The following is an 11,952-nucleotide window of genomic DNA, read 5'->3' on the forward strand; positions in this document are numbered from 1 at the left end:
TGCAGCCTTCGCTTTTTCCAACATCCTCTGCCTGCATCACTATCGGTCGCAGAGACTTTCCCAGAGGGAGTGATACAGGTTTACCGTGTTCCGTATGTCGCGCAATGTCAGTGTAGATGCCCGCTATAGTGCGCAACGTAGTTCACTTAAGCGGAGCTGCCTTGCGATTAACAGGATATCGGGTCTTTGATATTTTTACCGCCCTAGGCCGATTAGGCTTAGGGCGTTTGTCTATAAAAAGGATAGACAAGTCGCCACGCAGACTTTTCAGACGCTTTGGCGTATTACCCGGAGACACCGCTTTACTCATCACTTTTAGTTGACTCGCAATGAACTGACAAGCGTACTTAAAACTGATTTCGTTGGGCATTCGACCATGCTCTACTGCTGCTTGGCTGGCTTCTCGTCTCACCAAGTTATAACCAAGTAATAGCCCCCATAACTCTTGATAGACAAGCTCGACCGTCTTACTTCTCAACACCAAAGCATTGTGTTGCATCGAACTTTTTATGTCTCGATACCCCAATTCAATTTCCCATCTTTCGTGATAAAGCTCGGCGACGGATTTTGCATCGTAGTCTTCCCTAGACAGGGACGTAAACACGGTTTTCTGCTTACCCGCAACTTGATAGGTGACTGCTCTGACTTTCCATTTCTCAGGTAGGTTAGGATTCTTCTTGCGTGCCTGTGGAGAGACTTTCATTTCAACCAGCATGTCATCGCTCTCTTTCTCATCCAGAAGTGTGTATTTCACCCCTTTCTTTGCAGGTAACAACCAATGTCTGTTCGAGCCACTATTTTGGAGAGAAAGCAGTAAGTCTGCGCCATAAAACCCCTTATCTAATAAGGTTACAGAGTTATCAGGTAGGGAGTTAATAAAGGGCATAGCAAGGGCAATTTCTCCACGACGATATGGGCTTATGGCTGCATCCACAATAACATGGGAGCGAACATTCATCATGGTGACCACCCTTAATACCGGATGAGGTGTCTGCCTGTCACTAGATGTATTACCTGAACCAAAATGTTCTCTTAGTTCCGGTGTATCAGCGGTCCGAAAAAGAGCACCATCAACAGCAAAGACTTGTAAACCTTGCCAAGTATCTTCAGGGTAACGTTCTAGACCCCAAGTGTGACCACATTGCCTAAACAGCCATTCCGGAGCGGCTTTACCAAGACGTTGTCTTGCTTGCGTTAGAGCACTTTTTGCTAACAACTCCTCATCAGCCAGTCCTTCTGCACAGACATTCATTCGCCGGGCTACTTCTGCAATAGGCTCATTGCGGAAGAACGCCATCCCGACAATGAGCCAAAGAACCATATCACTAGGTAAACGACGTCGGCGAATAGTCGCTTTATCGGAAAGTGTTGCCGCTTTGGCAATCCACTCATCAGGAATATGCTCAGAGAAAGTGGTTAACTGAGCGACATCAACGGGACTTTCTTCAAGAAAGTCGGCAAAACAGTTTTGGATAGACATAAAAAAATCGGAAACCTATAAACAGGTTTCCGATTGTCTCTCATCAGAAGGATCGGTCAACCGATCCTTATCTGATCTACATTGCACCTTTCGGTGAGCCTTATTTTGTTTGGTGGAGCCGGCGGGAATCGAACCCGCGTCCGCAAATCCTCTGCTTAAGGTTCTACATGTGTAGTCTCGTCTTTAATTTAACCTAGCAGTTTCCGACGGACAGGAGCTGATAGGTGAGCTTGTTTAAGTTTAGCGGTTGGGCCACAAGCAAGCTTACCCGCGAGTCCCTGTGTATGTCTGTCGAGTTCCTACCAAGGACGCTCAGAGTCGACAGTTAGCCTTAAGCGGCTAAAGCGTAGTTTTCGTCGTTTGCGACTATTAAATTCAGCTAGTGTTTACGAGGTTCGCTGACACCTCGACATGCCCCTTAAGTTTTGTAATCCACGTCGAAGCCAGGTCGGCCCCAAAATCGATAAAACTTAAAGATTGATTGTTAAAACTAACAATTGGGGTCATTATCCCATAATCAAGAGTTTCAGGCTATTATTTAAAACATGTTGAATTATATGAATTTTTCGCAGAGGCTGCGAAATGGGTCATGGTTCACAAGTTGAGATATTGGTGTATTTGCCAAACACTCGAAAATACGTACACTAAGCTGAATAATTACAATAACTTAAACGGGGGCAGTTCTCGCGTGGAGTCGCAGTCAAACCCACAGTGGCAGTACCAGTACCGTTCTGATCCTGGGCGTGTTCGTGAATTGAACGAAGATGCTTGTTTGTGCAATCCGGAGCTCGGGCTTTGGGTCGTGGCCGACGGTATGGGCGGACATTCGTGCGGTGAAGTGGCCAGCGCGTTAGCCATTGAGTCCATTGAGCGGAGCATTGCGTCTGGGATTGGTTTAGCTGATGCGGTGCAGCAGGCGCACTTAGACATCCTCGCTGCCGCCGATAATGGTAATGGTGCCGATGGCATGGGAACGACAGTAGTCGCCCTACAAGACTTTGGCGAAGGTTATCGCATAGCGTGGGTCGGCGATTCGCGAGCCTACGTTTGGGATGGCGCAACGGGGCGTCTATCTCGAGTAACCCAAGATCACTCGCTGGTGGAAAGGTTGTTGTCATCGGGATTGATTTCCGCGGAAGAGGCGAAGTCGCATCCGCAACGTCATCTCATAACTCAATGCCTCGGTTCAAAAGAGTTAGAGCGAGTCAAGGTAGATGAAGTAACATTGGAGTGGCAACCCGAACAAGTCATGTTATTGTGCAGTGATGGCTTAACGGAAGAGTTAGCCGACAACGACATGTTAACGATTTTCTCAGCTCAAACCGATTTAGAGAAGTCTGCTGATCGATTATTACGCATGGCGCTGAATAAAGGAGGCCAAGATAACATTTCAATTATCTTGGTGAAGTCGCCAAAAGATCGGCCGAGTGGGCTTGCGGGCGCATTTTATGGGCTAAAGGTTTGGTTTCGCAAAATATTAAAAAAGTAATAACAAAGTAATAAAAGGCAGGGAGCATAAGGGATACGGAAAGCACGATACTTAGGACAGTTGAACAGGAAGTTTATTGGTTAAATTAAGTGGGGTAACTATGACCGATAAAAAGCAAAAAGTAGGTCCTCAAGGCACACAGGTCTTTGACCTGAGTGAAGTTGAGAGTCTGCTTGCGAAGGAATTAAAAGAACAACATACCGATGGCAATGGTCATCCTGCTTTGGTTGGGATCAGCAAGCCGTTTTCTGGGCAAAAATTCCTGTTAACGCAAAAAAAATATCAAGTTGGACGAACCGCCGACAGCGATATTCGAATCGATGAGCCAAGCGTCTCTTCGACTCATGCGAAAGTTGTTTATGTTGAAGATCAATGGAAGGTTGTTAACCTTTTATCTTCCAACGGCACCTATGTTAATGGCGATAAGGTGTCGGAAAGTGATATTTACCCCGGCGATCAAATTCGCTTCGGTGGCGTAGAATTTATGTTTTGTTTGATAGATGACAAAGGAAAGTCAAAGCACGGTGCGGGAGGCAGCAGTACATTTGCGAAAGTGGCCATTGTTGGCACTGTCGTGATTGCCGCGTTAGCCGCCGCTGCTTACCTGTTTATGAAGTAAGCAAATGCGGCCATTTATGTGGGTTAAGCAAGCTTGGTTAAGTAAAAGGTAGGGTGCACGTGCAGTCTCGATTTAAAACCTCTTTAGGTCAGCCAAACGAAGGGTCGGCTGAAACAGAGGCAACATCAAACTCTGAGTCTCAGAAAACCTCGCAAGCTGCGGTTAAGCCGTACGCACGTCCTAAAAATATTGGTCGCTACAAAGTGATTGATGAGTTAGGACGTGGCGCCATGGCATACGTTTACAAAGCCTATGATCCCGAGATCGATCGCTTTCTGGCGGTGAAAGTGCTGCGCGAAGAGTTAGCGAACGACAACGATTACCGTGGCGGATTTATTCATGAGGCGAAGCTCGCCGGACAGCTAGCGCATCCTGGCATTGTGACTGTGTATGATGTTGGCGTCGCTGACGATAAACCTTATATAGCGATGGAGTTGCTTGATGGCATTCCGTTAGACGAATTATTGAAAAAACGTGGACGATTGAGTCTGCACTTCGTGATTTCAATTATGGTTCAGCTGACGCGCGCTTTGCATTATGCGCACAAGCAAGGTGTTACTCATCGCGATATTAAGCCCGGAAATATTATTTGTTTAGCGGATAATAAAACCGTCAAGTTAACCGATTTTGGTATTGCTCAACTTGATGATTCGCTCGCTTCGGCGGGAAAAACGCAAGAAAAGGTGCTGGGCACTCCAGAGTATATGGCGCCCGAACAAGTTCTCGGTCATAAACTGGATGCTCGGTCAGACCTCTATTCACTCGGCACCCTGGTTTATACCATGGTGACTGGCAGTACACCGTTTCATGCCGACGATTATGGCGAGTTATTTCGACAAATCATCAAAGACAAGCCTGCGGATATGTCGGTGGAAGGGATTGCGATACCTGACGAACTGCAAGATATCGTTCGTAAACTTTTAAGCAAGCAACCCGATAAGCGTTATCAAAGCTCGGCCGAATTAATGCGCGATATTCGTGAGTTGCTCGATGTGTTAGAAAGCAGTGCCAAAGAACAAGCGCGACCAGGATTTGTTTCTTTAAGACTTCGATGGACATTGGGTATGGCGGGCTTAGTCTCCTTAACCATGTTGATCGGATTAGTGGTGGTGTATTTTCAACAGTTTGCTTCAATGCGCAGTTTGGCGACTGACTATGGCTATTCGACAACCAGACTTATTGCGTTTGAAGTCGCAGAGCCCGTATTACTTAATGATGCAACAGCGTTAGAAGCTATTGTTAATGACCTGCGAAATAATCAAGATATTGAGTACATCAATATTCGAGATCAAAAAAACGTTGTGATTGCCTCGACCTTATCGAGTGAAGTTGGCAAGGTGTTTTCTGGGTTTAAAGAGTCTGAGCTGTTAGATGAAACAAGCAATGCCTCTATTTATACTCGTGATGTCAATGCCGATCATAAAGTCTTAGATATCGACTCAGCAATTACTTATCAAAGTAAACAAGTTGGCCGAGTGATGATTACGGTTTCAGCCGATAAATTGGTGCAATCGACAAAGTTAACTCTGCTGATTATGATCATTTTAATGATCGTCACGCTACTGGCGGTCTTTTTTATGACGCTGGCATTTGCTCGACAAATTTCTGCACAATCGGCGCGCTTAGCCTTGGCATTAGAAAGAATGCGACGTGGCCAGTTTAATCGTCGTTTAACTGTTGAGCGAAATGATGAGTTTGGGCGAGTGAGTATTGCCTTTAATCAAATGGCAGAGTCGTTAGAAAAACGTTTTGAGAAAAAATCACCAAGGATTTCAGGTGATACTGAGAAGCTCTTAGTGACCAAACCTGATGGTCAAGAAGCCAAAGCCACGGATGATGATGTGTCGACAGTGATTTTAGAGAAAAAGCTGAAAGGGTAATGATTTAGGCTTACATTCTCTGCATTAGTTAAATTAACATTCCGCGACAGAATATTTAATCTACATAAACCTTAATGATAAATTAGGTCTTTTGAATGTATTTAATGAAATAAAAAATTTATATGAAGGAAAGTAGTTTAAGGAGGAAGCCATGTACTTTCGAGTTTTGGAAAGAGCAATTGTTGTTACTCTGATTCTTATTTTAATTGGTTGCACGAGCAAGCTGTCAAAGATTGAAGTTGACGTTGCATCTAAGCCTACAGAAGGAAAAGGTTACTTACTATTAGAAGTGAATACGGATATTAGTCTCAATACTGTCGAGATTAGGGGAGAGTCAAGAGTCGACTTAACAGAAAAAGATCTTCGAGAAGGCAGTAATTACATTCTTGTACAGCTGGATGCAGGAGAGTACTACATCAATAGCGTCACGCGCAAAAGTGGATACTGGAAGTTCTCGATTAAAAGTAACGAGGAGTACTATAAATTTAGCGTTAACCCGAATTCGATTAGCTATATTGGAACTCTGGCGGTTCGAAGCAACGAGTACACAGCTCTTGAAAGCATGATATTAATCAATAACTCCTCTTTTGCACTTGAATTTATGCATGAAAGATTTCCAAATATTTTGCAGAGTAGAGTTATGATATATAGCGGTCCAGGAACGGATGCCTTTTTAGAAAACATGCATAAGCCGGAAAATGCTTCGGAGATTACAATATGAATAAATTAGTGGGATTATTTGTAGTTGCTGGCTTACTATTTATTAACATTGTAAATGCCAATAGTTATATTGAGCCTAAAAAGTTATTTGATAACCCGACAGCTTCTAGATACATACTTAGTGAAAATGCGCAATATTTGCTAGGCAGGCGTTTGTTTAATGGAAGAGGCTACCTTGAACTTGTAAATGTTGAAGACCTCTCGTCGACTAAGTTAATTCACTTTGATTTTAGAAATCAGACATACATTATTGATTATTTTTGGATAGATAATCACCATGTCTATTTAAAAGGATTGTACAACGGTATTGCTATGCAGTACCTAGTGAAATTGGAATTTTCTGCAGATGAAATCAAATTTGTAGTAGATAGTATTCCAGATAAATACAAGTTGCTTTCAAAAAGACTCGATAATGATGGGCGGCTCTGGGTATTAGAACGCATTCGTACTCACCGAACTTTATACTCGTTAACTATTGATGACCTCACGAAATCAAATCCTGAAAATGCGAAGACTTTTGACTATCCACTAGACGACGCAATAAATTACTTTTTAAATCATGATGGCAAACCGGCATTTGGTTTAACCAGTGAAAATGAAGAAATTTACGTTTGGTTGCTCGATAAGAATAATCAGTGGAAAAAATCTTATGGGTTACTGAGCACTCGGAGTAAATTTAATGTTGTAGGATGGATTGATGAGAATAAAGTCGCTGTTCTCTCAAACGAAAATACAGATAAAGTTGTTTTGATAGAGTTCGACTTATCGAAAAATGAGTATGGAGATATTCTTTTTGAACATGCTAAGTATGATCTGACCGTTGCTAGAATGAACTCAAAAGGAGAAGTAGTCTTAGTTGGCTATATGGATCACGGCATGATCAATTATGAGTACATCGATTCTGAGTTATCTGAAGAAAGACAGCGAGTGCAAGCACTTTTCGCTAATAAAAGAATTGCCATTCAGTCAATGGAAGGAAGTACACTTGTAGTTTATGCCTATGCATCGGGTGACTCCGGCTCCTTTTATTTAGTTGATATTAATAGTAATAAAATAAAACATCTTCGTTATTCGTACGATCAACACAAAGATATAAAGTTAACACCAACGGTCGTTAAAGTTGTCAAAAATCGTGAGGGTGAAGAGCTAGAAACTTATTTTACGCCGGCTGCAAAATTTTCTGATTTGAATGTGTTACTGGTGATGCCACATGGTGGACCCGTTGGTGTTCGTGACGATAATTATTATGATCCTCTTATTCAGTTCTTGAGTAATCGAGGCTATAGCATTCTACGTGTGAATTATTCCGGAAGTACAGGCTTTGGAAAAGCTCACATGGAAAAGGGAAGGGGGCAGCTAGGTTTAAAAATCGAACGTGATATTGTCGACTCAGTTAATGCTTTGCTCAAAGAACGCTCTTTTAAAAAACGATGCTCGATAGGGTTTAGTTATGGTGGTTATTCAGCTTTTATGTTGGCTGTTGATCAACCTAATGACTATCAGTGTGTAGTCGCAGGATTTGGTATCTACGATTTAAAGCTATTATTTAATGATTCTAATTTTGCTGCGATCAAAGAGTATAGAGAAGCCGTTGAATATGTCGTAGGTGAAGAGTCAGAAGACCTGAAAGAACGCTCTCCAGTTTATTTAGCAGATAAATTAAACTCGCCAATATTAATTGTAGGTGGAAAAGAAGATCCTCGAGCTCGAATTGAGCATTCAAATCGACTGAAGTACATGTTAGGTCAATACAAGAAGGAATATGAGTATTTATATTACAATGATACAGGACATGGACACGATTCTTGGAATTGGGATATTCATCAAGCAATTTTAACGGATCAATTTATTCGGAAATCTCTTGAATTACCAGCTATTAAAGATAAGAAGTTAAGAGCTGAGGACTATTTTACTCTAGCATCAGCTTATGAATTTGATGATATTGTCGATAACAATACAGTGAAAGCAGTCGCTTTATACCGCGATGCAGCTGCTTTGGGGCATGCAAACTCCGCGTTTAATTTAGCGGCCATTGTTCATCGAGGTGATGGCGTCACAAAAAATTATAATATGGCCGTTGAATTTTATAGACGAGCCGATGAGTTAAACTTCCCCGATGCAGGAATTCGACTCTATAACATTTATAGTGACAAATATGAAGGTCCATATGACGAGAAACTAGCGATAAAATATTTAAGGAGAGGTGCAAAACTAGAGCATCAGCCTGCCATTCAAAAGCTAGCCTCGATTTTATGCGATGCTGAAAAAATTGATAATAATTTAAGTGAGTGTATCGCAAACCTTTCTAAAATAGACACGAAAGATAAGGATTCATTTAAAATTGTGCAATCTATCGCTGATAGTTTTTTCTCGAGTGATAATGTCGAGCGTATCGAAACGATAAAGAATTACTTTAGTACCAGTCATGCAATTGATAGTGGTCAATTAACAATTAAAAAAAACTCGCATGGAATATATCGATGGGGTCAATATAGCAAGTATGATATTGAAAAACCGGTTGAAGTTCCTGCAGAAGTTCAATATGGCTACTATCTTAAGTTTGGCTTGAGATCACCTGTTGAAGAAGACGCAAGTAAATTGGTTCCGGTGAAAGTAAGGTGGTCCTATATAGAGGACGAAGCTGAAAAACCCTTGTTTTCAAGTTATAAAGTTTATGAAGTAGGTGCAGATTATCGCTTAAGTTACTTACTGTTAAAGGAAGAGGAAACTGTTTCTGGGAAATATGCCTTGGAAATACTAAACCTAGAAGATGAGTTACTTTTAAGACAAGTCTTCTACATTGATTAAGAATTACTAATTCAGCAGGGAAAGTTAAGTATAGTAGAAATGCGTTCTGCGGACGCTCTTCACATTTTATAAAATATCTCGGGAATTTGTGATTTTTCACACATCATAGTGTGTACAAGTTCCCCGAGATTATTCTCCATAAGGTCATAATGAAATTGCTTTGGACCAGAAGCAATGTCTTATTGAAAGTCGAGTTGTCTTCAATATAAAACCATAATACGGAGACTCAAGAATGAATTTTCCTCAAAAAAGCATTGGTGCTGCGCTGCTCGCGCTTGGACTAATGACACAACCTCTCAGCGCGGCTGATGCGTTATTCTCGCCCGCCAAAAAAAGCGCCGCTGTTCAACTGAATAAAGGTGAATCAGACGCTCAATACATGAAGCTTAATGCGAGTGTATTGCAGCAGAATGTCGATAGCTTGATGTTTAACCTTGGCCAAAAAGGCGCAAGCGTTGCTCATAAAGTATCTGCCGAAACCAATGCACAAGGTAGTTTAGTTTGGCGTGGTAGCTTTAAGCCTGCTGCAGATGCCAAAAGCACCAATCTTACCGACGATAGCGTCATTTTAGTTAAACGTGCCACCGGAGTAACCGGTAGTGTGCGTATCGATGGACAGCTTTATAAGATTCGTCCAGTCGGTAACGGCTTACATGCCATTATTAAAATGAACGATGCTGAAATGCCAGGTGATCATCCACCAGCGGCAATGAGCATTTTAGAACAAAAAAGTAATTTCAACTTTGAGCAATTAATGGCTCAATCAATCGAGTTACAAGACGTTGAAACTCAAGCCACCGCCGATATTCGTGTGTTGGTAGCTTATACGTCTGCGGCAAACAATGCGGTATCTGATATTCAAGGTCTAATCGAACTTGCTGTGGCAGAGACCAATACGGGCTACTCGAACAGTGGTGTCGATGTCACTATGACGTTGGCGCATACTTACCAAGTCAGTTACAACGAAAGCAACTTCAGCACAGATTTGGCCTATTTCCGTAATCAAAATGACGGCGTTATGGACGAAGTTCACGGCAAACGTGATCAATACGGTGCGGACGTTGCTGTGATCATCACTAACGTTACCGACTACTGTGGCTTAGCTTCTGATATCGGTTCAACGTCTTCTACCGCCTTTGCTGCGGTTTATCATGGTTGTGCCACGGGTTACTATTCCTTTGGGCACGAAGTCGGTCACTTACAAGCCGCTCGTCATGATCCTAGCAATGACCCAACCAACACGCCTTATGCGTTTGGTCATGGGTATCAATACGCATCAGGTAACTGGCGTACTATTATGGCTTACAACTGCTCTGGCGGTTGTACCCGAATCAACTGGTGGTCTAACCCCAATAAAACTCGTAACGGTGTTGCCATGGGAACCACGTCTCGCAGCGATAATGCTCGGGTATTAAACTTGACTTCGCCAGCCATTGCGAACTTTAAAGGTGGTACCACACCGCCTCCTCCTCCAGGAGATACTGAGTTAACCAATGGACAAGCAGAGACTAATTTGTCGGGTGCGCAAGGGAGCGAGTCATTCTTTTATCTTGATGTACCTGCAGGTGCAACCAGCTTGAGTTTCGACACCAGCGGCGGATCAGGTGACGTCGATATGTACGTTAAGTTTGGTTCAAAACCAACAACCTCTAGCTACGATTGCCGTCCTTACCGCAATGGTAATAACGAAACTTGTACCATTAGCAATATTCAATCAGGACGTTACTACGTAATGCTTCGCGCTTACAGTGCGTACTCAGGTGTGAGCTTAGAAGGCAATTACTCAAGCACGACCGGTGGAAGCTTTAACCGCTCGAACTTGTCAGATTCACAAGGTGGATGGCAGCACTATACAGTGACCATTCCTGCCGGACGTTCTTCATTCGATATCAATATGTCGGGTGGTAGCGGTGATGCCGATTTGTACGTACGTCGTGGATCACAGCCAACGACCTCAAGCTACGATTGTCGACCTTACCGTAACGGTAATAGTGAAAGCTGTAGTTTCTCTAACCCACAATCAGGTACTTGGTATATCAGCGTTCGAGCTTACAATGCTTACTCGGGTGTTAATATTAATGCTACTTGGTAGTTGTAGCTTGTACTAGCGGTTGTTTCTCTCATCGCGGGTTAATGCGGTGAGTGATGACAATCGATAAACCTGTGGTTACACTGTGTGGCCACAGGTTTTTTTATGCGTATTGATTGTGAGTACTAAGCGCCGCTATTGCCAGACATGTCATTTTCCAGAAGTAACCTGCGTCTGTGCAGCGGTTCAGCCGATCGCATCAAGTATCACTCCGATTATTTTGCAACACCCTAATGAGCAAGGTCACACTAAGAATACCGCGCGGTTGATTGAGCTTGTATTGCCTCAAACGCAAGTATACATCGGTGAGAGGCTAGAAGATTTTATCGAGTTACGAGAAAGATTAGTCGGCAAGCCCTGTTGGTTGTTGTACCCTGATTCTCGAGCCATGGTTTATGACGTTGGGGCCGATCGTTTAAAGTCATCGCATGCGAAGTCAGACAATACAAGAAGCAACCTTATTGAACATCCATCTTGGCCCACTCACTTATTGTTGATTGACGCAACATGGCGCAAAGCTCAAAAAATGTATGCTTTGAATCCATGGTTGAAGCAACTTCCATGCGTCAGGCTGCAAGCCCACGAAACCTCTCAATACTTGATTCGAAAACATAAAGACAAACAATCATTATCAACGATCGAGTCATTGATGATGTGTTTATTGAAACGAGAGCCGAAGGTGGCAGACGCATTAAACAAGTTATTTGTTCACTTCAAAAATGTAAAAGTCTCGGCGATGCCAGAAAGTATTCAACATAAATTATTGAATACTAAGAAAGTGGATATTTAGTGGTTATCAATAATACGATTTTTCCTTGGCTAAACCGTTCTAAACAAACCAAGATAAAAAAAGCTCGCATAAAGCGA

General features: G+C 42.6%; 8 protein-coding genes and 1 other RNA gene. 7 read left to right on the forward strand and 2 right to left on the reverse strand.

The window, feature by feature from the left end; genetic code table 11:
* Positions 1 to 142: 142 nt before the first annotated feature.
* A complete protein-coding gene (locus tag Q9312_RS16640; protein WP_182293610.1) occupies positions 143 to 1,480 on the reverse strand; it encodes an IS4 family transposase in 1,338 nt (445 codons plus the stop codon).
* 110 nt (positions 1,481 to 1,590) lie between these two features.
* Positions 1,591 to 1,936, reverse strand: a transfer-messenger RNA (tmRNA) gene (ssrA, locus tag Q9312_RS16645).
* Positions 1,937 to 2,069: 133 nt separating this feature from the next.
* Here ssrA and Q9312_RS16650 point away from each other — a divergent pair.
* The 7 genes from Q9312_RS16650 to Q9312_RS16680 all read left to right on the forward strand — a co-directional run bounded on the left by Q9312_RS16650 (position 2,070) and on the right by Q9312_RS16680 (position 11,875).
* A complete protein-coding gene (locus tag Q9312_RS16650) occupies positions 2,070 to 2,969 on the forward strand; it encodes a PP2C family protein-serine/threonine phosphatase (protein WP_309201982.1) in 900 nt (299 codons plus the stop codon).
* A gap of 100 nt (positions 2,970 to 3,069) precedes the next feature.
* The gene (locus tag Q9312_RS16655; RefSeq protein WP_309201983.1) at positions 3,070 to 3,588 is read left to right on the forward strand and encodes an FHA domain-containing protein; all 519 of its coding nucleotides are present in this window, start codon (positions 3,070 to 3,072) and stop codon (positions 3,586 to 3,588) included.
* Between the two features lie 59 nt (positions 3,589 to 3,647).
* Positions 3,648 to 5,468: a protein kinase domain-containing protein gene (locus Q9312_RS16660; protein WP_309201984.1), complete on the forward strand. Its 1,821-nt coding sequence runs from the start codon at positions 3,648 to 3,650 to the stop codon at positions 5,466 to 5,468.
* Positions 5,469 to 5,619: 151 nt separating this feature from the next.
* Positions 5,620 to 6,189 carry a hypothetical protein gene (locus tag Q9312_RS16665; protein ID WP_309201985.1) on the forward strand — a complete coding sequence of 190 codons (570 nt, stop codon included), beginning with the start codon at positions 5,620 to 5,622 and terminating at the stop codon, positions 6,187 to 6,189.
* A complete protein-coding gene (locus Q9312_RS16670; protein WP_309201986.1) occupies positions 6,186 to 8,996 on the forward strand; it encodes a prolyl oligopeptidase family serine peptidase in 2,811 nt (936 codons plus the stop codon). Before Q9312_RS16665 ends, Q9312_RS16670 begins: the two co-directional genes overlap by 4 nt.
* A gap of 232 nt (positions 8,997 to 9,228) precedes the next feature.
* Positions 9,229 to 11,088: a pre-peptidase C-terminal domain-containing protein gene (locus Q9312_RS16675; RefSeq protein ID WP_309201987.1), complete on the forward strand. Its 1,860-nt coding sequence runs from the start codon at positions 9,229 to 9,231 to the stop codon at positions 11,086 to 11,088.
* Positions 11,089 to 11,203: 115 nt separating this feature from the next.
* Entirely contained in the window at positions 11,204 to 11,875 is a 672-nt protein-coding gene (locus Q9312_RS16680; protein ID WP_309201988.1) for a tRNA-uridine aminocarboxypropyltransferase, read from the forward strand.
* The last annotated feature ends 77 nt before the right edge of the window (positions 11,876 to 11,952 follow it).

It is taken from the genome of Pleionea litopenaei (assembly GCF_031198435.1).
GTDB lineage: Bacteria > Pseudomonadota > Gammaproteobacteria > Enterobacterales > Kangiellaceae > Pleionea > Pleionea litopenaei.

Bases quoted from the DNA above. Each gene is read 5' to 3' on its own strand.
- Q9312_RS16650 (WP_309201982.1), top strand. From the start codon at position 2,070: ATGGTTCACAAGTTGAGATATTGGTGTATTTGCCAAACACTCGAAAAT.
- Q9312_RS16640 (WP_182293610.1), bottom strand. From the start codon at position 1,480: ATGTCTATCCAAAACTGTTTTGCCGACTTTCTTGAAGAAAGTCCCGTT.
- Q9312_RS16675 (WP_309201987.1), top strand. From the start codon at position 9,229: ATGAATTTTCCTCAAAAAAGCATTGGTGCTGCGCTGCTCGCGCTTGGA.
- Q9312_RS16670 (WP_309201986.1), top strand. From the start codon at position 6,186: ATGAATAAATTAGTGGGATTATTTGTAGTTGCTGGCTTACTATTTATT.
- Q9312_RS16665 (WP_309201985.1), top strand. From the start codon at position 5,620: ATGTACTTTCGAGTTTTGGAAAGAGCAATTGTTGTTACTCTGATTCTT.
- Q9312_RS16655 (WP_309201983.1), top strand. From the start codon at position 3,070: ATGACCGATAAAAAGCAAAAAGTAGGTCCTCAAGGCACACAGGTCTTT.